This is a genomic window from Pseudomonas sp. PB106, assembly GCF_009764645.1.
Taxonomy (GTDB): Bacteria; Pseudomonadota; Gammaproteobacteria; order Pseudomonadales; family Pseudomonadaceae; genus Aquipseudomonas.
The window spans coordinates 1-20,297 of record NZ_RWIM01000081.1 but is presented as its reverse complement, the minus strand read 5'-3'; the positions used below and the strand labels follow the sequence as shown (position 1 = coordinate 20,297).

Here is a 20,297-nt window from a genome sequence, read left to right as displayed (position 1 = left end):
TGCAGACCTTAACATGAGCGAGGGGTACTGCGCTTTAAGCGGCCAGAAAGTAAGAAGCCTCCCAGCTGTCAGACTGGAAGGCTTCGCGGCGGTAGCTGCCTTTACCCTTGGTTGGTCGTTCCTGACGACTGCGGAACAAGGGTTGGGCGACGATGGATTTGGCCTTGTTGGGGCCGTGTTTCGCTGGCTTTTTGCTCATGAGGAATCTCTCGAGTGAGTGGTTTTGCGGGGGAAATAATCTGCCTATGTCGGGCGTCTGTCTATAGTGCAAATGCGGGCGTGCATTGTAGGAAACAAGAGCAAAAGATCGCAGCGTGCCGCAGCTCCTACAGGGATCGGTGTAGGAGCTGCCGAAGGCTGCGATCTTTTGATCTTATTCGGCAGGGAGTGAAAGTCGCTGGCCTGCCATCAATAGCGCCAGGCGGCTCAGGCTCATCCACGGCGAACCGGCAGCCTGGCCCTTGATCTGCGCATCGATGCGCTGAGCTTCCAGCAACAACTGCGCCCAGCGTTGCGCCGAGTAGCGTTGCAGGGCTTTGCTCATCAGCGGTTTGCGCTTGTCCCAGACAGGCGGTTTTGCCTGGCTGAAGCATTTGTCCAGCGGCGTGCCCTGGCTGTACTGCAGCGAGATGTTGGCCAGCAGGCGCAACTCCCGCGCCAGTGCCCACAGAATCACCGGCGGCTCGACACCCTCACCGCGCAAGCCCTCTAGCATACGCAACGCATGCGCCGGCTCGCCGTTGAGTACCGCATCGGTCAAACCAAACACGTCAAAACGCGCACTGTCCGCCACTGCGGCTTGCACCGTTTCAACGGTGATCTGGCCACCTTCAGCCATCAACTTGAGTTTTTCGATTTCCTGCGCAGCGGCGAGCAGGTTGCCTTCGACACGTGCAGCAATCAATTCGACCGCGTCCTGGCTGGCCGACAGTCCCGCTTGCGACAGACGTTGACGAATCCAGCTCGGCAGTTGGTTGGCATCCACAGGCCAGATCTGGATGAACTGGGTTTGCTGGCCTTCGACCAGCGCCTTGCCCCACTTGGTCTTCTGCGCACTGCCATCAAGCTTGGGCAAGCTGATCAGCAACACCGTGTCTTCAGCGGGACGCGAGCAGTATTCAATGAGGGCGGCAGCGCCCTTGTCTCCCGGTTTGCCGGAGGGCAGGCGCAGTTCCAAAAGGCGTTTTTCCGCGAACAACGACATGCTCGCACCGGCCTGCAACAATGTGCCCCAATCAAAATTGGCGTCGGCAGCGAAGACTTGGCGTTCATCAAAGCCCTGCTGGCGAGTAGCGCTGCGGATGGCGTCGGCGGCTTCCTGGCACAGCAGCGGGTCATCGCCGCTGATGATGTAGACCGGCGCAAGGGCGCCTTGCAGGTGTTTACCGAGTTGGGCGGGAGCTAGTTTCATAGGAAAGGTCGAACGGGGCGCCGGAGCGCCCCGAACGTCTTACTGCTGCGGAATTTCGAGCGGCGACTGGCGCGGGGTTTCCGCTTCAGCCTTTTGTGCCGCTTTCAGCGCATCGGCTTCAGCCCGAGCACGGTCGTTGGCTGCTTGCTGCAGTTGCTCGAGTTGACCCGGAGTCAGCTGTTGCAGACGCAGCATCATGCGTTGAACCAGCTCGCTGCGGATTTCGCGACGGGCGTCGTTGGCTTCCTGGTCGGAACCGACAAGGTTGTTGCCGTCGTGGATGAACACTTTCTGCACTTCAAGCTTGTCGCTCAGCAGGTTCAGATTGTGTTCGCCAACGATGTCGTAGTTCAGAACGGTATTAACCTGGTATTCGCCAGTACGGCCGGCACCGGCGTAGCTGAGGATGCGCTGGTTTTCCTGTTCGTCAGACAGGTACAGCTTGTACGGCGCACCGGTGTAAACCTTGACGCCGCTGGACTCCAGGATTTGACGCAACTGAGTGACCGTCTCGCCGTAGGCATTACGTGCGCTCAGGTCGAGTTCCTTGATGGTCAGTTCAGTAGTGCCAGTGCCACGCAGCTGGAAACCGCAGGCGCTCAACAGCACAGCGAGGCCCATCACCAGCAAGTTGCGTTTGATCATTGTGTTGCTCCCCTTGAAACCATGTGGGCCGATCGTGCGGCCCGAAAGGTTTTACAGGGCGCCAGGCTGACCTGACGCCCAATCCAATTTAGCTGGCGACAATGTTGACCAGTTTGCCCGGCACCACAATCACTTTGCGAATGGTCAGACCGTCGACGAAACGCAGCACGTTTTCGTTGATGCGGGCTGCCGCTTCCACTTCTTCACGGGTCGCGGTGGCCGGCATTTCGATCTGGCCGCGCAGCTTGCCGTTGACCTGGATAACCAGGGTCAGGCTGTCCTGTACCAATGCACTTTCGTCCACCGCCGGCCAGCCTGCGTCGATCACCGGTTCAGCATGACCCAATTGATTCCACAGTTCGTGGCTGATGTGCGGAGTGATCGGTGCCAGCAGCAGCGTTACCGCTTCCAGGCCTTCCTGCAGCAGCGCGCGATCCTGTTCGGTGCCTTGCGCGGCTTTTTCCAGCACGTTCATCAGCGTCATCACCTGGGCGATGGCGGTGTTGAATTTGTGGTTCTGGCCGACGTCGTGGCTGGCCTGCTTGATGGCCAGGTGGATCGAACGGCGTACGGCTTTCTGCTCGTCGTTCAGGCCGGCGACATCCAGTTTGCCTGGCAAGCCGAGGGTCACGTGGGCTTGCGCCAGACGCCAGACGCGCTTGAGGAAACGGTGCGAGCCTTCAACGCCGGAGTCGGACCATTCGGCACTCATGTCAGGCGGCGAGGCGAACATCATGAACAGGCGGCAGGTATCGGCGCCGAACTGATCGATCATCGACTGCGGGTCGACGCCGTTGTTCTTCGACTTGGCCATCTTCTCGGTGCCACCGATTTCCACCGGCAGGCCGTCGGATTTCAGCTTGGCGCTGATGACCTTGGCTTTGCTGTCGCGCTCGAGTTCCACGTCCGCCGGGTTGAACCAGGTGTAGGCACCGTTGGCTTCGCGACGATAGTAAGTCTCGGCGATCACCATGCCTTGGGTCAGCAGGTTCTTGAACGGCTCGTTGGAGCTGACCAGACCTTCGTCACGCATCAATTTGTGGAAGAAGCGCGCGTAGAGCAGGTGCAGAATCGCGTGTTCGATACCACCGATGTACTGATCCACCGGCAGCCAGTGGTCAGCGGCGGATTTTTCCACCAGACCGCCTTCAAAGTGCGGCGAGGCGTAACGGGCGTAGTACCACGACGACTCGACGAAGGTGTCCATGGTGTCGGTTTCACGCTTGGCAGGCTGGCCGCATTTCGGGCAGGTGCACTCGTAAAACTCGGGCATGCGCGCCAGCGGCGAACCGGCGCCGTCCGGCACCACGTCTTCCGGCAGGACGACAGGCAGTTGCTCTTCCGGCACCGGCACATCACCGCAAGCGTCGCAGTGGATGATCGGGATCGGGCAGCCCCAGTAGCGCTGACGGCTGATGCCCCAGTCGCGCAGGCGGAACTGGGTGCGCGAGGCGCCGAGTTCTTTCTTGATCAGGGCGACTTCCATGGCGTCGAACGCGCCGGCGAAGTCGAGGCCGTCGAACTCGCCGGAGTTGATCAGCGTGCCGTGCTCGCCATAGGCGTCTTGCCATGGCTCAGGATTGGTCTCGCCGGAGCTGGTACGCACCACCGATTTCACCGGCAGGTTGTACTTGTGGGCGAATTCGAAATCGCGCTCGTCGTGCGCCGGTACGGCCATTACGGCGCCGTCGCCGTAGTGCATCAGCACATAGTTGGCGACCCATACCGGGAGTTTTTCACCGGTCAGCGGGTGCTCGACGAACAGGCCGGTCGGCAGGCCTTTTTTCTCTTGAGTGGCGACGTCGGCTTCAGCGACGCTGCCGCCCTTGCATTCAGCGATGAACGCTTGCAGCTCAGGATTGTTCTTCGCGGCCAGGGTGGCCAGCGGGTGTTCGGCCGCCACGGCGACATAGGTCGCGCCCATCAGGGTGTCCGGACGGGTGGTGAAGACTTTCAGGGTACCGGCTTCGCCGATCGAGTCGACGTTGTACGGGAACTGCACTTCCATGCCGCGGGATTTGCCGATCCAGTTGCGCTGCATGGTCTTGACCTGTTCAGGCCAGCCAGTCAGTTCGTCGAGGCTCTCCAGCAACTCATCCGCGTAGGCGGTGATCTTGAAGTAGTACATCGGGATTTCGCGCTTTTCGATCAGCGCGCCGGAACGCCAGCCGCGACCGTCGATCACTTGCTCGTTGGCCAGAACGGTCTGGTCGACCGGGTCCCAGTTCACAGTGCCGTTTTTGCGGTAGATCACACCTTTTTCGAACAGGCGGGTGAACAGCCATTGTTCCCAGCGGTAGTAATCCGGCTTGCAGGTGGTCACTTCGCGGGACCAGTCAACGGCCAGGCCAAGACTGCGCAGCTGCGACTTCATGTAGGCGATGTTTTCGTAGGTCCATTTGGCTGGCGCTACGTTGTTCTTCATCGCGGCGTTTTCCGCCGGCATGCCGAAGGCGTCCCAACCCATCGGTTGCAGAACGTTCTTGCCTTGCATGCGCTGATAGCGGGAGATCACGTCGCCGATGGTGTAGTTGCGCACGTGCCCCATGTGTAGCTTGCCGCTGGGGTAAGGGAACATCGACAGGCAGTAGTAGGTTTCCTTGCCTGGCTGTTCACTGACTTCAAAGGACTTTTGCTCGTCCCAGAACGACTGGGCGGCGGCTTCGATTTCACGGGGCTGATATTGTTCGTGCATGGCTACTTTTGTACTGGATAGGGGTGGCCTAATCCTCTTCAACGCAGGTTCCGGGGTGGCCCGGACGAGCTGGAAGTGGAATTACAGGAAGCGCCGTAGCATACATGACCGCGCTTGGCCTAGGGAAACCCTGATTACAGCTACATACGCCGCAATACATGCAGCAGGGGCCGTTGGTCGCGGCGTGCAGCCGGTTTGTGCAGCGAAGCTAAGCTCTAACTGGGGAGTGAGTCTTATCTTCAATGAGGTGAGGGATGGTGGAGCAACGGCAAAAAAACGTGACTAAACCCGAGTTGTACGAGAGGTTGATCGACCGTCTGGGTATGGCCCTGGACGCAGTAAAAACCGCTGACCGGCTGCGCGACGAGCGCCCCCTGGAACTGGAATTGCGTGGCTTGAGTCCCGCTGAGTTCAAACTGGTCAAGGCCTATCTGGATCGCAGTGAACGTGAAACGCATGGCTGCCTGTCACAAGCAGTGAAACAGCTCGATGCAGCACATTCGGCCAAGGTCATCTGGCTCAAGGACAAGGCGCCCGGCAGAGACACCGTCAAAGTACGTGCTCTGCAGGCCAAGTAAGCGCATGGCAGGTCAAGAACCGGATCTTTTTCAACAGGATCCCACCTATCGGTTGTAACGCATTATTAACACTCTTAGGCTTCGGGCATCTGTGGAGATGCCCGATGCCTTTTCGTTATTTCATCAAACAACTTCTGTTGCCGCCCGGCATTCTTTTGCTGCTGTTGCTGGCCGCGTGGTGGCTGCGCCGCTCGCGACCGCGCCTCGCCGGAGTGTGCTTTGCCATTGGCTTTGGCGGCTTCTGGCTGATGAGCCTGCCGGTGGTGGTGCAATGGGGCGCCAAGGCATTGGAGCGCGAGCCACCCCTGGCCCGTGAAGAGTGGGCCATGCTGGCGCAACGGGCTGACGCCATTGTGGTGCTGGGTTCCGGTCGCGAGCGCGGTGATCTGGCGTGGGGTGAGGACCAGCCGACCGGCGTCGGTCTTGAGCGCCAGCGTTATGCGGCTCGATTGGCCAAGGCGTCCGGACTGCCGATTCTGACCACGGGCGGACTGCATTATGGAACGCCGCCGACCGAGGCGAAGTTGATGGCCGACTCATTGCGCGACGATTTCGGCGTGACGGTGCGCTGGCAGGAAGGCGAAAGCCGCACTACTTGGGAAAACGCCACGTTCAGTGCCGATATCCTGTTGCCGCAGGGCATCAAGCGTGTGGTCGTGGTGACCCAGGCCTGGCACATGCCGCGCTCGGTGTGGAGTTTTCAGCAAGCAGGTTTTGAAGTGGTGCCGGCGCCGGTCGGCTTCTTGGGCACTGATAACGCGAGACCGTTTGGTGGTTGGTTGCCGGAATTCAAGTCGATCTGGCAGAGCGGGCAGTTGCTCAATGAAGCGGTGGGGCAGGTAGGGTATTCGCTGTTTTACCGCTGAAGATCAAAAGATCGCAGTCTGCGGCAGCGCCTACATTGGGATTTGCGTTTTCCCTGTAGGAGCTGCCGCAGGCTGCGATCTTTTGCTTTAAAGGGTTTTCGACATCCGGCTCGCCATCAGCGCCCAGCCAAACAGCAACAGGCAGACAATCATCAGCGGCCACGAGCGATATTGCAGATACGGCGTCAGGTTGTGCATCGGCACCACTTCGCCGTACAGCACGCCCTGTTCGAACTGCGGAATCTGCTCAGTGATTTGCCCGAACGGGTTGATCAAGCCGGTGACACCGTTATTGGTCGCGCGAATCATCCAGCGACCGGCTTCCAGCGCACGCATCTGCGCCATCTGCAAATGTTGCAGCGGGCCGATCGAGGTGCCGAACCAGGTGTCGTTGCTGATCGTCAGCAGCAAATCACTGCGCGCCGACAGCCCGGCGGCAAAGTCCGGGTACACCACTTCGTAGCAGATGAACGGTGCAATCTGGTAACCCTTCGCCTGCAACAGTGCTTGATCCGCTGGGCCACGGGCGAAGTCGGACATCGGCAAATCGAAGAAGGCGATCAAGCCACGCAGGATGTCCTGCAGCGGCACGTATTCGCCGAACGGCACCAGTTTCTGCTTGAGGTAAGTGCCATCGCCTTCGCCGACCACGGTGATGCCGTTGAAGAAGCGTTTTTCGTGACGAACCATTTCGCGAATCGGTACGCCGGTGATCAGTGCTGATTTACGCTCAGCGGCGAAGTTGCCCATCATGCTCAAGTAGCCCTCGGCGGACTCCTTGAGTACGGGTACGGCGGTTTCCGGCCAGATCAGCAGGTCGACCGGTTTCGAACGGAAACTCAGATCGCGGTACAACGCCAACTGCGCGTTAAGCTCGGCCGGATCCCATTTCATGCTTTGCGCGACGTTGCCCTGAATCGCAGCAACGCTCAAAGGCGCGCCCGACGGACTCGTCCAGGCGTGACCCTTAAGCGCGAAACCCGCCACCCAAGGCCCGACCAACAGCACCAGACCGACGACAACAAAAGCTTTGCGGCGGCTTTGCAGCAAACGCGGCGCGTTGTAGATCAGCGCAGCAGTCAGTGCCAGCACGAACCCCACGAGCCACATACCGCCGACTGGCGCAAGCCCGGCCAACGGACCATCGAGCTGGCTGTAACCCGAGTACAGCCACGGGAAACCGGTGAGGAACCAGCCACGAAACATTTCCTGACCAACCCACAGCGCAGCAAACGCGAGGGCGTCGGCCAGCGGTGCTTCGTTGCGACGCAACCAGCGCGCCCAAATCCAGGCGGGCAGGGCGAAGAACCAGGCAATCGCGGCGGTAAACAGCAGCATCAGAAACCCGGCCAGTAGCACCGAAGCGCCGCCGAAATGGTGGATGCTGTAATAGATCCAGCTGGTGCCGGCGCCGAACAGGCCGAAACCGAAGCACCAGCCACGGCCCAGCGCCTGGCGCGGACTCAGCTCACGCAAACCGGCATAGAACAAGCCGACCGCCAGCAAAGCCAGCGGCCAGATGTTGAAAGGTGCCAGAGCGAACGTGGTGATTGCACCGGCCGCCACGGCCAGCAGGTTACCGGGCCAGCCGGGGCGGGTTGTCCAGCGCATTTCAGTCCTTAAATTTACCGGGCGATAGGTGTCAGTCGCAGCAAGTGAATCCGACGGCTGTCGGCGTTCAGGATGCGGAAACGATAGGCGCCGATTTCAGTGATTTCGTTGCGTTTTGGCAAGTGCCCGAACGCGCTCATCACTAGACCGCCGACGGTGTCGAACTCGTCGTCGGAGAACTCGCTGTCGAAGAACTCGTTGAAGTTCTCGATCGGCGTCAGGGCCTTGATCAGGAAATCACCACTTGGCAGCGGCTTGATGTAGCTGTCTTCTTCGACGTCGTGCTCGTCTTCGATGTCGCCGACGATCTGTTCGAGCACGTCTTCAATGGTCACCAGACCGGCCACGCCGCCGTATTCGTCGATGACGATGGCCATGTGGTTGTGGTTGGCGCGGAATTCACGCAGCAACACGTTCAGACGCTTGGACTCCGGTACGAACGTGGCCGGGCGCAGCAGATCCTTGATGTTGAAGCTGTCGCCGTTCTCCTTGAGGATCAGCGGCAGCAGATCCTTGGCCAGCAGCACGCCCATCACGTCGTCATGGCTTTCACCGATGACCGGATAGCGCGAGTGGGCCGAGTCGACCACGGCCGGGAGGAATTCGCGGGGTGTCTGGGTCGCCTTGATGCTGATCATCTGCGAACGCGGCACCATGATGTCGCGTACTTGCAGGTCAGCCACCTGAATGGCGCCTTCGACGATGGCCAGCGCTTCGCTGTCCAGCAGTTTGTTCTGATGTGCATCACGCAGCAGCTCAAGAAGCTCCTGACGGTTCTTCGGCTCGTGGGCAAAAGCCTGGGTCAGTTTACCCAGCCATGACTTCTGCCCGTTGCTCGATCGATCTTCGCTCATAGCGATTACTCTGAATCCTTTGTTGTAACGATAGGGGATGTTTCGGTTTCGTCGTCCGCGTACGGATCGGGATAGCCCAATTCGGCAAGCAACTCGCGTTCCAGTGCTTCCATTTCTTCGGCTTCTTCGTCATCTATATGGTCGTAACCAAGCAGATGCAAGCAGCCGTGAATGACCAGATGTGCCCAATGGGCCTTTAGTTCCTTGCCTTGTTCGGCGGCTTCACGCTCAACCACGGCCACGCAGATCACCAGATCGCCGAGCAATGGGATGTCGAGAAACTCGTCGGGCACGTCAGCAGGGAACGACAGGACGTTGGTCGCGTAATCCTTGTGGCGCCAGGTGTGGTTGAGTTCGCGACCTTCTTCCTCGTCGACCAGACGAATGGTCATTTCCGAGTCGGCGGTGCGCTGTCGCAGGGCCAGTTCGCACCACAGGCGGAAGTCGGCTTCACTCGGCGCGTTCGCTTCAGTCGCGACTTGCAGGTCTAGCTCAAGCATTTCGCGGGGTGTCCTTGGGTGCTTCGTCACGGTTTTCGAAGCGCTCGTAGGCTTCGACGATCCGCTGGACCAAAGGATGGCGCACGACGTCTTTAGGCTGGAAATGCGTGAAGCTGATGCCCGGCACGTCTTTGAGCACTTCGATCACATGGTGCAGACCCGATTTGGTGCCTTTCGGCAGGTCGACTTGGGTGATGTCACCGGTGATGACTGCGGTAGAGCCGAAGCCGATGCGGGTCAGGAACATCTTCATCTGTTCGACGGTGGTGTTCTGACTCTCGTCGAGAATGATGAAGCTGTTGTTCAGCGTGCGACCGCGCATGTAAGCCAGCGGTGCAACTTCGATCACTTGACGTTCGATCAGCTTGGCGACGTATTCGAAGCCGAGCATCTCGTAAAGCGCGTCGTAGAGCGGGCGCAGGTACGGGTCGATCTTCTGCGACAGGTCGCCGGGCAGGAAGCCGAGTTTTTCACCCGCTTCAACCGCCGGACGCACCAGCAGGATGCGCCGGATCTGCTCGCGCTCCAGTGCATCGACAGCGCAGGCCACGGCCAGATAGGTCTTGCCGGTACCGGCCGGACCAATGCCGAAGTTGATGTCGTTGCCGAGGACTTCCTTCACGTAGCGCAGTTGATTCAAGCCGCGCGGGCGAATCATGCCTTTCTTGGTCCGCAGGGCGACGGAGGCTTCGGCGGGGGCGTGATTGTCCAGCTCGACAACGGCCGATTCCTGCAGGAACAGGTGAACGGTATCTGGCGACAGCTCTGAACCTTTGGTTTCCCGGTACAGGCGACGAATCAGATTTTCCGCAGACGTGGTGTGTTTGGGGTCGCCGATCAGCTCGAACTGGTTTCCGCGGTTGCGGATCTCGATCGTCAGGCGCTGTTCGATCAAGCGCAAATGCTCGTCGAATTGCCCGCACAGATTGGCGAAGCGGCGAGCCTCAAAGGGCTCGAGGATAAAACGATGTGGTTCTATGGGTGCGTTCAAGGTCGTATTTAGCCGCCCTGGGGCAATTAAGATGAAATCAAGGATAACGCCAGAGGCTTGGGTGCGAAAGCTCTTAAATGGATGAGTACATTCTGAAGAACAATGCTGTCCACTGTGGGAGCTGGCTTGCCAGCGATGAGGCCATCAAGTCCAGCGAAGATGTTGCCAGTTACGCCGCTATCGCTGGCAAGCCAGCTCCCACAGGTTTCTCTGTGCTTCTGATATCTGTTACTGGATCAGCGAGCCGCGCAGCGAGTGCGGTTGGGCCGCGTCAATGTGCACGTCGGCGAACTGGCCGATCAGGGTTGGATTGTCGCAGCGGAAGTTGACGATACGATTATTCTCGGTGCGCCCTTGCAGCTCGCCCGGGTCTTTCTTCGAGTAATCGGTCACCAGAATGCGCTGGACCGAGCCGACCATTTGTCGGCTGATCTCGAAGCCTTGCTGATTCAGGCGATGTTGCAGCGCGTTCAGACGCTCCTTCTTCAGCTCTTCCGGGGTGTCGTCGACTAGATCGGCAGCCGGGGTGCCCGGACGCTGGCTATAAACGAAGGAATAAGAGAAGTCGAAACCGACGTCGGCAATCAGCTTCATGGTCTGTTCGAAATCTTTCTCGGTCTCGCCGGGGAAGCCGACGATAAAGTCCGAGCTGATGCAGATCCCCGGCACAGCAGCGCGCAGTTTGCGCAGCTTGGATTTGTACTCAAGCGCCGTATGGTTGCGCTTCATCGCCGCGAGAATCCGGTCGGAGCCCGATTGCACCGGCAAGTGCAGGTGCTTCACCAGCTCTGGCACATCGGCGTGGGCCTGGATCAGGCTGTCGGAGAATTCCAGCGGGTGCGAAGTGGTGTAGCGAATGCGGTCGATGCCATCGATGGCGGCGACTACGCGGATCAGTTCGGCGAGATCGGCCAGACGACCGTCATGGGTAGTGCCGCGATAGCCGTTGACGTTCTGCCCCAGCAGGGTCACTTCGCGCACGCCGTTTTCGGCGAGGTGGATGACTTCGGCGATTACATCATCGAACGGTCGGCTGACTTCTTCGCCACGGGTGTAAGGCACCACGCAGAACGTGCAGTACTTGCTGCAACCTTCCATCACCGACACATAGGCGCTTGGGCCATCGATGCGCGGCTCGGGCAAGTGGTCGAATTTTTCGATTTCCGGGAACGACACGTCGACTTGCGGCAGCTTGGTGACGCGCGCGGCGTCGATCATTTCCGGCAGACGGTGCAGGGTCTGCGGGCCAAAGACCACGTCGACGTACGGTGCGCGATCACGAATCGCCGCGCCTTCCTGGCTGGCCACGCAACCGCCTACGGCGATCACCATGTCCGGGTTGGCCAGTTTCAGTTCGCGCCAGCGACCCAGCTGCGAATACACGCGATCCTGGGCGCGCTCGCGGATCGAGCAGGTGTTGAGCAGAATCACGTCAGCGTCTTCCGCGCGGGCGGTGACTTCCAGGGCCTGATGTTCACCCAGCAGATCGACCATGCGCGAGCTGTCGTACTCGTTCATCTGGCAACCGTGGGTTTCGATGTAAAGCTTCTTGGCCATGGATTAGGGTCATCACGTGATTCAAAGAACCGCGCATTATAGGGAACAAGCCATCAGGTTCCTACCGCTGTGCGTCTGGTGGCTATGCTATAGTTCGCGCCCTCATTTTTATCCCCGATGTTATCCGCCCGCCATGACCAAACGCGAAGCTCCAATCTACAAGGTGATTTTCCTCAACCAGGGCCAGGTGTTCGAAATGTACGCCAAGCAGATCTATCAAAGTGATCTGTGGGGCTTTCTGGAAGTGGAAGAGTTCGTCTTTGGCGAGCGCACGCAAGTGGTCGTCGACCCGAGCGAAGAAAAGCTCAAGGCGCAATTCGAAGGCGTGGTGCGCAGCTTTGTGCCGATGCATTCGATCGTGCGCATCGACGAAGTGGAACGTCTGGGCACCCCGAAAATCAGCGAAGCCCGCGGTGCGGTGGGCAATGTGATGCCGTTTCCGGTGCCGATGCCTGAGAAGTAAGCCGTTCAGATGATCGTTCCCACGCTCTGCGTGGGAATGCCGCCTTCGACGCTCTGCGTCGGTGACGCGGAGCGTCACGGGATGAATTCCCACGCAGAGCGTGGGAACTATCGCTGATCAGGGAAGGGGCGAGAACGGCGTCCGCCCATCGGCGCTCTGCAGTTCCATCAGGTATTTGCGGAAAATCTGCCCGAGCACCTGGGTGGCGGTCTCAAGATCTTCGCGGGACATTTTTTCGGAGACTTCGTCGGCGGTGTCCAGCGCATCTTCAGCGCCGTTGACCGCGGCCATCTTCAGCACGATGTACGCCTGAATGTTGTTGGCCTGCACGCCTTCACCGTGGAAAAACATCGTGCCGAGCTTGAATTGCGCCTGAGCGTGGCCTTGCAACGAGGCTTTTTCGAAGTAGCTCAAGGCTTGATTGAGGTCGCGCGGCGCATTCTTGCCGTCGTAGTAGAACTCACCCAACTCGTATTGCGCTTGCGCATCCCCTTCGTCCGCCGCTTTCTGGCAGGCGGCCAGTGCCTGCGTGACGTCTTGCGGCTGAGTATTGAGGGTGCAACGACCCATCGCCGGGATCAACAACGAGTTGCCGCCTGCTTGTGCATGCGCGAGCAGGGGCTGAAGGAGCAACAGGCAGCCCAAGGCAAGGGTGCGGCCGGTGCGGTTCATGGGAATCGACTTACCTCTGAAGGGCACGCGGACCCATCGAGGGATCCAATAAGCGCGCATTATGAAATAAGCAGGGCCAACCTTACAAAGTCTTTACTCGTTTTTCTGCTGCGCGGGGAATATATCGCCCACTTTAGGCAAGATTTTTGGCAGCGCGTGGGAAAAACCGTGGGGATGTAGGCGAATGCTGACGCTGGCGATAGCCAACGTCAGCGGTACGGCGATTACTTCAGTGCCGCGAAGGCGCGCTCGGCAGCGTCCAGCGTCAGTTGCAACTCGGCTTCGCCGTGGGCGATCGAGGTGAAACCGGCTTCGAAGGCGCTCGGTGCCAGGTAAACGCCGCCCTCCAGCATCAGGTGGAAGAAGCGCCCGAACAGCGCAGCGTCGCTGGCCATCACGTCTTCAAAGGTGACGATGTCGTCGGCGCCGCTGAAGTACAGGCCGAACATGCCGCCAGCCTGGGTGGTCACGAACGGAATGCCAGCGGCATCGGCGCGTTGTTGCAGGCCGTCGAGCAGGCGCGTGGTGTAGTCGGTCAGCTCGGCGTGGAAATCCGGACGGCTGATCAGACGCAGTGTGGTCAAGCCGGCGGCCATGGCCAACGGGTTACCCGACAACGTGCCGGCCTGATACACCGGGCCCAGCGGCGCGATACGCTGCATGATTTCACGCTTGCCACCGAAACAGCCGACCGGCATGCCGCCGCCGATGATCTTGCCGAACGTGGTCAGGTCAGGATTGACCCCGTAGTACGCCTGAGCACCGCCGAGGGCGACGCGGAAACCGGTCATCACTTCGTCGAAAATCAGCACCACACCATGTTTGTCGCACAGCGAACGCAGGCCTTCGAGGAAACCCGGCGCTGGCGGCACGCAGTTCATGTTGCCGGCAACCGGCTCAACGATGATGCACGCCACTTCCTCGCCCACTTCGGCGAGCATTTTTTCAACGGCGTCGATGTTGTTGAACGGCAGGGTCAGGGTGTGTTTGGCGAATGCCGCCGGCACGCCGGCCGAGCTCGGTACACCTTGGGTCAGGGCGCCGGAACCGGCCTTGACCAGCAGGCTGTCGGAGTGACCGTGGTAGCAGCCTTCGAATTTGATGATGCTGTCGCGGCCGGTGTAACCACGGGCCAGACGGATTGCGCTCATGGTCGCTTCGGTGCCGGAGCTGACCATGCGCACCATGTCCATCGATGGCACCAGCGAGCAGACCAGATCGGCCATCTCGGTTTCCATCGCGGTCGGCGCGCCGTACGACAGACCGTGTTGCAGCTGATTGCGCACTGCGTCGAGCACGTCCGGGTGGCTGTGGCCGAGGATCATCGGGCCCCACGAGCCAACGTAATCGACATAACGCTTGTCGTCTTCGTCGGTGACGTAAGCACCTTCAGCGTGCTTGAAAAACAGTGGCGTGCCACCAACGCTCTTGAACGCGCGGACTGGCGAGTTCACGCCACCGGGAATGTGTTTCTGAGCGTTGGCAAACAGGGTTTCGGAACGAGACATGATCGGGCTCTCAATCTTCAGGATTTGAACAATTCGTTGAATGCGCGGGCGCGGCGGGTCACTTCGGCGGTGCTTTCAGCACCGAACAGACCGTGAACAACGGCGAGCAAGTCGACCCCGTGGGCCACCAGCGGCGCGGCGTTGTCGAGGGTGATGCCGCCAATCGCGCAGACCGGCAGGTGCAACGTGCGCTTGGCTTCGTCGAGCAGATCGAGGCTGCACGTCGGCGCACCGGGCTTGGTGTTGGAATTGAAGAAGCGGCCGAACGCGACATAACTCGCGCCTTCTTTGGCGGCTTGTTCGGCCAGCGCAATTTGCGCGTGGCAGGTCGAACCGATGATCGCTTTCGAACCGAGCAGGGCGCGGGGCGGCGACAGCGGGCCATCGGTCTGGCCCAGGTGCACGCCGACGTTGAGGCGCGCCGCCAGTTCGGCGTCATCGTTGATGATCAACTGCGTCTTGTAGCGCTCGCACAGATCGCGCAGCGTTTCGGCCTCGCGCAAGCGGCGGGCCTCGTCGTTGCTCTTGTCGCGGTATTGCAGCAGGGTGACGCCGCCTTCCAGCGCCGCCTCCACGTAAGACAGAAACTTGCCGGCCAGCAAGGTGCTGTCGGTAATGGCATACAGGCCACGTAGTTTCATCAGGCAGACCTCACGACGTTACGAGCAGAAATCCAGCGGCAGGCGACGCGGGACGAACTGGCCTTTGCCCAGTTGTTCGGCATCGCGCAGGGTGCGCCAGGTGTAATCCAAAGCACTGCGCACGGCGCTGGCCAGGTGTTCGCCTTGCGCCAGTCGCCCGGCCAAAGCGCTGGCCAGTGTGCAACCGGAGCCGTGATAGCTGCCCGGCAGACGCTGACAGATAAAGGTTTCACGCAGGCCGTCGCGGCTGTACACGCGGTTGTGGATTTCAGTTTCGTCGCCGTGGCCGCCGGTGATCAGCAGGTTTTTGACGAACGGCAGAAGTTTGTCAGCGCACTCGTCCGCGGTGCCTTCTGGCAATTCGGCGAGGATGCGCGCTTCAGGAAGGTTGGGGGTGGCAATGATCGACAGCGGCAGCAGACGCTCGCGCATCGCATAGCCGACTTCGTCTTTGCCCAGGCGTCCGCCGCCGCCGGCGCGCAGCACCGGGTCGCAGACCACTGGCAAGTGCGGGTGCGCCGAGAGCAGTTCGACAATGGTGTCGACCATCTCCAGCGAACCGAGCATGCCCAGTTTCACTGCAGCGACTTCGGAGTCGTTAAGCACGGCATTGGCCTGGGCCAATACCCACTCACGGTCGAGGACGCGGAAGTCAGTGACGTTGACGGTGTCTTGCACGGTCAGGGCGGTGACGGCCGGAGCCGCATGGCAACCCTGCGCGAGCAGGGCTTCGATATCTGCCTGCAAGCCGGCGCCACCACTTGGGTCGTGGCCGGAGAGACAGAGGACAACGGGGCGGGAGCTGTAGATATTCATGGTGCGCGAGCTTACCACCAAAGCTGATTTTCGGGTTCAGTCCCTTCACGGCGGGCCGATAAGCTGGGCAGGGGAAAGGAGTACGTTCTCACAACCTGACCAATCCAACAGCTCTAGCTCGCTGCTTTGCTCTGGAACGCCCGTTCTAGAGCCTTTGTAGGAAAAATTTCAATGGTGCTCAATGGCCATCAACGGCTATGCTAGTCTGGATCCAAACCAATAACAGGTAATACCGGTTTTACGTCTACTCAAAGGGAATGGGGGGGCTTCCTGACACAACCGGACGAGCCACGCTGGGGCTTTAATGCGCTATCTGCTGATGTTGCTGTTCTGCTTGCCCCTCATGGCGAGCGCCGTCGAATTCGACGAATTCACCCAGAGCCTGCCTTTGGGCCGATCGCTGCAAGTGTTCGAAGACCCGAGCGGTCAGGCGAGCATTGCCGACGTTCGCGCGCAAGCCGCTGCCGGCAATTTCAAAGCCCACGATAAAGCCACGCTCAATGCCGGTTACTCGCGCTCGGCGTTCTGGCTGAAGATCGACCTGCATTATCGCCCGAGCAATCCCGCCGCCCAGCGCACCTGGCTGCTGGAGCTGGCGTATCCGCCGCTCGATCATCTCGACCTGTACCTGCCCGATGCCAGCGGCGACTATCGCCTCGTCCGCCAGACCGGTGACGCCTTGCCGTTCGCCAGTCGCGAAATTCGCCAGAACAACTATTTGTTCGACCTCGCCTTCGAGCCGGATCAGCAACAAACCGTGTACCTGCGACTGGCCAGCGAAGGCTCGATCCAGGCGCCGGTGACACTGTGGTCGAGCACCGCCTACCTCGAAGACCAGCCGGTGCGCCTGTATGTGCTCGGCATCATTTATGGCGTGTTGCTGGGGATGGTGGTCTACAACCTGTTCATCTACCTCAGCGTGCGCGACACCAGCTACCTCTATTACATCTTCTACATCGCCTCGTTCGGCCTCTATCAACTGTCGGTGAACGGGGCAGCGGTCGAATACTTCTGGCCGAACAATCCGTGGTGGGCCAACGCCGCCACACCGTTTTTCATCGGTTGTGCCGGGTTGTTCGGCAGCCAGTTCGCCCGCAGTTTCCTGCAGACCAAGACTCACAGCCGCTGGCTCGACCGCTTGTTGATCGGCCTGATTGCGTTCGGCGCGTTGGTCATCGGTCTGTCGCTGATGACCAGTTACGCGCTGGCCCTGCGCCTGGCGACGACGCTGGCGCTGACCTTCACCGTGGTGATTTTTGCAGCGGGGATTCTCGCCTGGTGGCGCGGTTTGCGCGTGGCGCGTTACTTCATCATTGCCTGGTCGGCGTTCCTGCTCGGCGGCATCGTCAACACGCTGATGGTCCTCGGTTTGCTGCCGAACGTGTTCCTGACCATGTATGCCAGCCAGATCGGCTCGGCCATCGAAGTGGCGCTGCTGTCGCTGGCGCTGGCCGACCGCATCAATGCCATGCGCGAGCAACAGGCGCAAACCCTGTACGACGCGGGGCAGAAACTGGAAGTGCTTAACCAGCAACTGGCCCACAGCAACAAGCTCAAGGACGAATTCCTCGCGACCCTGACCCACGAACTGCGCACGCCGATGAACGGTGTGATCGGTTCGCTGGAACTGATGCAGACCGTCGAGATGGATCCTGAACTTGAGCAATACCAGCAGACCGCCGCCGGTTCCGCGCGGGACATGATGCGCATGGTCAACGGTATCCTCACCCTCACCGAATTGCAGGCCGGCAAACTCAAGGCCTCGCCCGGCAGTTTCAGCCTGCGTGCGGTGATCGAGGCGTTGCGCGTGCAGTTCGATGGCAACGCGGCGAGTAAGTCGCTGGACTTCAAAGTCGATGTGCTGCCCACTCTGCCGGACCGCTTGCACGGTGACAGCGCCAAACTCGCGCAATGCCTGGAATGCCTGCTGGATAACGCGATCAAATTCACCCGTGTCGGCGGGCTGGCGCTGCGGGTTACCGGCAAACCGTCGACGGGTAATCGTCTGGCGCTGTCGTTTGCGGTGATCGACACCGGCATCGGTTTTACCGATCTGGGTGAGGCAACCATGTATCAGCGCTTCTTCCAGCTCGACGGTTCGATGACCCGCGAGTACGGCGGTCTGGGCGTCGGTCTGGCGATTTGCCGACAATTAGTCGAGTTGCTCGACGGCAAGCTGACTCATCGCTCGGAACCCGGGCGTGGCAGCCGCTTCCAATTGGACGTCGAATTCGAATTGCCGGTGGTCGAAGCGGCGCCCGTCTCGGCGCCTGCGCGTGATCACCTGCGTTCCGCACAGGACTGCACGGTGTTGCTGGTGGACGACAACAGCGTCAACCAACTGGTGATGCGCGGCATGTTGCTCAAGCTCGGTTTCCGCGTGCGCACTGCCGATAACGGCGCGGCTGCTTTGGATTGCCTGCAGCGTGAAGCCTTCGATGCGGTGCTGGTCGACTGCCAACTGCCGGCACACGATGGCGCGTCATTGTGCTGCCAGATTCATGCATTGCCGGGCTGCGCCAACCTGCCGGTGTTCATGCTTGCGCTGAGTGCCGATCGCGAGCTCTGTGCCACGGGCGCACGGGTCGATTATCTGAATAAACCGGTGAAATTCGAGGATTTGCAGTTGGCGCTGGAGCGTCGGGTGCTGTGCTGCTGAGAGGGTAAAAGCGCCGCAAATTCGGCGGGTATGACACTTTGAGCGGTTGCGGGGCGGTGCTTAACTGAGTTCCTTGGTTGCGCAAAGGAGCCCGTCATGAACCTGCATCAGTTCGCCGAAACCCACGAAGTCACCAACCAGCCGCCTTCGCTGGACGGCACCAACCTGTACCGCATCGACCTGCCGTTGCAGGAGTGGTCGCGGCGCTTTGGTGCCGGTTGGGCCGAGTCGCGCATCGATGCCTACGGCGCGCTCGCCGGCGGGCCGCTGATGGAAGCCGGGTTCCTCGCCAATCAGAACAAACCCACGTTCGCGAGCCATGACCGCTACGGTCATCGCATCGATCTGGTGGAGTTTCACCCCGCCTATCATGAGCTGATGCGCACGGCGATCGAGCACGGTCTGACTTCATTGCCATGGTCGCATCCTCAGGACGGTGCCCATGTCGCCCGCGCCGCGATGACGTATCTGCACAGTCAGGCCGAGGCGGGCAGCGGATGCCCTCTGACCATGACCTTCGCCAGCGTACCGGCCCTGCGTTTGCAGGCGAATCTCGCCGAGCAATGGCTGCCGAAAGTCCTCGCCACTCAATACGACCCGCGCAACGTCGGCATGGCACACAAGGCTGGCGTCACTATTGGCATGGCAATGACAGAGAAACAGGGCGGCACCGACGTGCGCGCCAACACCACCAAGGCTTATCCGGTCGGCGCCAGTGGCCCGGGGCAGGCTTATGAACTGGTCGGGCACAAGTGGTTCTGCTCGGCGCCAATGTGCGATGCGTTTCTCACGCTGGCGCAGACCGACAAAGGCTTGAGCTGCTTCCTGCTGCCGCGCCATCGCCCGGACGACACGCGTAATCAGTTCTATATCCAGCGCCTGAAAAACAAACTTGGCAACCAGTCCAACGCTTCCAGTGAAGTGGAATTCCGTGGTGCGCTGGCGTGGATGGTCGGTGAAGAAGGACGCGGCGTGCCGACCATTATCGAAATGGTCGCGATGACCCGTTTCGATTGCATGGTCGGTTCCAGCGCGTTGATGCGTCAGGCGCTGACTCAGGCTAGCCACCACTGCGCGCACCGCAAGGTCGGCGGCAAGCTGCTCAGCGAACAGCCGTTGATGCAAAACGTCCTCGCCGATCTGGCCTTGGAAAGCGAAGCCGCGCTGGCGCTGAGTTTGCGCATGGGCAAGGCGCTGGATCACCTGGATGATCGCCACGAAGCGCAATTTGCGCGGCTGGTGACGGCGGTGGGCAAATACTGGATCTGCAAACGCGCGCCGGGAATGATCAACGAAGCGGCGGAATGCATGGGCGGCGCCGGGTACGTCGAGGACAGTATCCTGCCGCGTCTATACCGCGAGGCGCCGGTGAACTCGACGTGGGAAGGTTCGGGGAACGTGCAGTGCCTCGACGTGCTCCGCGCGTTATCGAAAGAGCCGGGTGTGCTGGATGTGTTGTTCAGCGAGTTGGGCGACGGCCATGGCGATAAGCGGCTGGCCGCGCATATTCAGCAGCTGCAGGCGCAGTTCAAGGACACGAGCGACATTCAGTATCGGGCGCGGCAACTGACCGAAGACATCGCGCTCGGGTTACAGGCCAAGTTATTGCTGGAGGCCGGAAATTCAGCGGTCAGTGATGCCTTCATTGCCAGCCGTCTGAGCGGTGGCGGCCGCGTCTACGGCGCCTTGCCACGCGGCCTCGACGTCGAAGCCCTCGTCGCCCGCTCGAGCCCACAGATTCTCTGACCCACCACAAATCCCCTGTAGGAGCTGCCGAAGGCTGCGATCTTTTGATCTTGCTGTTTATAAGATCAAAAGATCGCAGCCTTC

General features: G+C 60.3%; 18 protein-coding genes. 5 read left to right on the top strand and 13 right to left on the bottom strand.

Annotated features, from left to right (window positions below; all coding sequences use genetic code 11):
- Positions 1-34 precede the first annotated feature (34 nt).
- From arfA to leuS, 4 genes are all read right to left on the bottom strand, one after another.
- Positions 35-199, bottom strand: a complete 165-nt coding sequence (arfA, locus tag EJA71_RS10995; RefSeq protein WP_053124158.1) for an alternative ribosome rescue factor ArfA — start codon at positions 197-199, stop codon at positions 35-37.
- A 174-nt stretch (positions 200-373) separates the two neighbouring features.
- A complete protein-coding gene (gene holA / locus EJA71_RS10990; protein ID WP_158956745.1) occupies positions 374-1,411 on the bottom strand; it encodes a DNA polymerase III subunit delta in 1,038 nt (345 codons plus the stop codon).
- A gap of 39 nt (positions 1,412-1,450) precedes the next feature.
- The gene (gene lptE, locus EJA71_RS10985; RefSeq protein ID WP_158956743.1) at positions 1,451-2,056 is read right to left on the bottom strand and encodes an LPS assembly lipoprotein LptE; all 606 of its coding nucleotides are present in this window, start codon (positions 2,054-2,056) and stop codon (positions 1,451-1,453) included.
- A gap of 88 nt (positions 2,057-2,144) precedes the next feature.
- On the bottom strand, positions 2,145-4,751 hold the full coding sequence (leuS, locus tag EJA71_RS10980) for a leucine--tRNA ligase (RefSeq protein ID WP_158956741.1): 2,607 nt from the start codon (positions 4,749-4,751) through the stop codon (positions 2,145-2,147).
- 254 nt (positions 4,752-5,005) lie between these two features.
- Here leuS and EJA71_RS10975 point away from each other — a divergent pair, with 254 nt between their 5' ends.
- Positions 5,006-5,329, top strand: a complete 324-nt coding sequence (locus tag EJA71_RS10975; protein ID WP_008081071.1) for a hypothetical protein — start codon at positions 5,006-5,008, stop codon at positions 5,327-5,329.
- A gap of 104 nt (positions 5,330-5,433) precedes the next feature.
- Complete coding sequence (locus tag EJA71_RS10970) at positions 5,434-6,195, top strand: YdcF family protein (protein WP_158956739.1); 762 nt, start codon at positions 5,434-5,436, stop codon at positions 6,193-6,195.
- 87 nt (positions 6,196-6,282) lie between these two features.
- Here the strand turns inward: EJA71_RS10970 and lnt are convergent, their stop codons facing one another.
- The 5 genes from lnt to miaB all read right to left on the bottom strand — a co-directional run bounded on the left by lnt (position 6,283) and on the right by miaB (position 11,708).
- Positions 6,283-7,806 carry an apolipoprotein N-acyltransferase gene (gene lnt, locus EJA71_RS10965; RefSeq protein WP_158956737.1) on the bottom strand — a complete coding sequence of 508 codons (1,524 nt, stop codon included), beginning with the start codon at positions 7,804-7,806 and terminating at the stop codon, positions 6,283-6,285.
- A gap of 14 nt (positions 7,807-7,820) precedes the next feature.
- On the bottom strand, positions 7,821-8,660 hold the full coding sequence (locus tag EJA71_RS10960; protein WP_007909641.1) for an HlyC/CorC family transporter: 840 nt from the start codon (positions 8,658-8,660) through the stop codon (positions 7,821-7,823).
- A 5-nt stretch (positions 8,661-8,665) separates the two neighbouring features.
- A complete protein-coding gene (ybeY, locus tag EJA71_RS10955) occupies positions 8,666-9,160 on the bottom strand; it encodes an rRNA maturation RNase YbeY (RefSeq protein ID WP_158956735.1) in 495 nt (164 codons plus the stop codon).
- Positions 9,153-10,151: a PhoH family protein gene (locus EJA71_RS10950; protein WP_122592707.1), complete on the bottom strand. Its 999-nt coding sequence runs from the start codon at positions 10,149-10,151 to the stop codon at positions 9,153-9,155. Before EJA71_RS10950 ends, ybeY begins: the two co-directional genes overlap by 8 nt.
- A 228-nt stretch (positions 10,152-10,379) precedes the next feature.
- Positions 10,380-11,708, bottom strand: a complete 1,329-nt coding sequence (miaB, locus tag EJA71_RS10945; RefSeq protein ID WP_158956733.1) for a tRNA (N6-isopentenyl adenosine(37)-C2)-methylthiotransferase MiaB — start codon at positions 11,706-11,708, stop codon at positions 10,380-10,382.
- A 133-nt stretch (positions 11,709-11,841) separates the two neighbouring features.
- Here miaB and EJA71_RS10940 point away from each other — a divergent pair, with 133 nt between their 5' ends.
- Positions 11,842-12,171: a DUF1820 family protein gene (locus EJA71_RS10940; RefSeq protein ID WP_077045543.1), complete on the top strand. Its 330-nt coding sequence runs from the start codon at positions 11,842-11,844 to the stop codon at positions 12,169-12,171.
- A gap of 117 nt (positions 12,172-12,288) precedes the next feature.
- On the opposite strand, the gene EJA71_RS10935 is transcribed toward EJA71_RS10940, so the two are convergent.
- From EJA71_RS10935 to EJA71_RS10920, 4 genes are all read right to left on the bottom strand, one after another.
- Entirely contained in the window at positions 12,289-12,843 is a 555-nt protein-coding gene (locus tag EJA71_RS10935) for a tetratricopeptide repeat protein (protein ID WP_003228518.1), read from the bottom strand.
- A gap of 224 nt (positions 12,844-13,067) precedes the next feature.
- On the bottom strand, positions 13,068-14,351 hold the full coding sequence (hemL, locus tag EJA71_RS10930) for a glutamate-1-semialdehyde 2,1-aminomutase (protein ID WP_158956731.1): 1,284 nt from the start codon (positions 14,349-14,351) through the stop codon (positions 13,068-13,070).
- A gap of 17 nt (positions 14,352-14,368) precedes the next feature.
- Entirely contained in the window at positions 14,369-14,992 is a 624-nt protein-coding gene (gene thiE / locus EJA71_RS10925) for a thiamine phosphate synthase (RefSeq protein ID WP_158956729.1), read from the bottom strand.
- Between the two features lie 18 nt (positions 14,993-15,010).
- Positions 15,011-15,808: a hydroxymethylpyrimidine/phosphomethylpyrimidine kinase gene (locus EJA71_RS10920; protein ID WP_158956727.1), complete on the bottom strand. Its 798-nt coding sequence runs from the start codon at positions 15,806-15,808 to the stop codon at positions 15,011-15,013.
- A gap of 304 nt (positions 15,809-16,112) precedes the next feature.
- On the opposite strand from EJA71_RS10920, the gene EJA71_RS10915 reads away from it, so the two are divergent.
- Together EJA71_RS10915 and EJA71_RS10910 are read left to right on the top strand one after the other, a co-directional pair.
- Positions 16,113-18,467: a hybrid sensor histidine kinase/response regulator gene (locus EJA71_RS10915; protein ID WP_158956725.1), complete on the top strand. Its 2,355-nt coding sequence runs from the start codon at positions 16,113-16,115 to the stop codon at positions 18,465-18,467.
- A gap of 96 nt (positions 18,468-18,563) precedes the next feature.
- Entirely contained in the window at positions 18,564-20,213 is a 1,650-nt protein-coding gene (locus EJA71_RS10910) for an acyl-CoA dehydrogenase family protein (RefSeq protein ID WP_158956723.1), read from the top strand.
- Positions 20,214-20,297 lie beyond the last annotated feature (84 nt).

What these genes read in the sequence shown, in the direction of transcription:
- lnt (WP_158956737.1), bottom strand. Translation starts at nt 7,806, where the DNA reads ATGCGCTGGACAACCCGCCCCGGCTGGCCCGGTAACCTGCTGGCCGTG.
- EJA71_RS10910 (WP_158956723.1), top strand. Translation starts at nt 18,564, where the DNA reads ATGAACCTGCATCAGTTCGCCGAAACCCACGAAGTCACCAACCAGCCG.
- EJA71_RS10960 (WP_007909641.1), bottom strand. Translation starts at nt 8,660, where the DNA reads ATGAGCGAAGATCGATCGAGCAACGGGCAGAAGTCATGGCTGGGTAAA.
- arfA (WP_053124158.1), bottom strand. Translation starts at nt 199, where the DNA reads ATGAGCAAAAAGCCAGCGAAACACGGCCCCAACAAGGCCAAATCCATC.
- leuS (WP_158956741.1), bottom strand. Translation starts at nt 4,751, where the DNA reads ATGCACGAACAATATCAGCCCCGTGAAATCGAAGCCGCCGCCCAGTCG.
- hemL (WP_158956731.1), bottom strand. Translation starts at nt 14,351, where the DNA reads ATGTCTCGTTCCGAAACCCTGTTTGCCAACGCTCAGAAACACATTCCC.
- holA (WP_158956745.1), bottom strand. Translation starts at nt 1,411, where the DNA reads ATGAAACTAGCTCCCGCCCAACTCGGTAAACACCTGCAAGGCGCCCTT.
- EJA71_RS10935 (WP_003228518.1), bottom strand. Translation starts at nt 12,843, where the DNA reads ATGAACCGCACCGGCCGCACCCTTGCCTTGGGCTGCCTGTTGCTCCTT.
- EJA71_RS10915 (WP_158956725.1), top strand. Translation starts at nt 16,113, where the DNA reads ATGCGCTATCTGCTGATGTTGCTGTTCTGCTTGCCCCTCATGGCGAGC.
- EJA71_RS10975 (WP_008081071.1), top strand. Translation starts at nt 5,006, where the DNA reads ATGGTGGAGCAACGGCAAAAAAACGTGACTAAACCCGAGTTGTACGAG.
- thiE (WP_158956729.1), bottom strand. Translation starts at nt 14,992, where the DNA reads ATGAAACTACGTGGCCTGTATGCCATTACCGACAGCACCTTGCTGGCC.
- lptE (WP_158956743.1), bottom strand. Translation starts at nt 2,056, where the DNA reads ATGATCAAACGCAACTTGCTGGTGATGGGCCTCGCTGTGCTGTTGAGC.
- miaB (WP_158956733.1), bottom strand. Translation starts at nt 11,708, where the DNA reads ATGGCCAAGAAGCTTTACATCGAAACCCACGGTTGCCAGATGAACGAG.
- ybeY (WP_158956735.1), bottom strand. Translation starts at nt 9,160, where the DNA reads ATGCTTGAGCTAGACCTGCAAGTCGCGACTGAAGCGAACGCGCCGAGT.
- EJA71_RS10920 (WP_158956727.1), bottom strand. Translation starts at nt 15,808, where the DNA reads ATGAATATCTACAGCTCCCGCCCCGTTGTCCTCTGTCTCTCCGGCCAC.
- EJA71_RS10970 (WP_158956739.1), top strand. Translation starts at nt 5,434, where the DNA reads ATGCCTTTTCGTTATTTCATCAAACAACTTCTGTTGCCGCCCGGCATT.
- EJA71_RS10940 (WP_077045543.1), top strand. Translation starts at nt 11,842, where the DNA reads ATGACCAAACGCGAAGCTCCAATCTACAAGGTGATTTTCCTCAACCAG.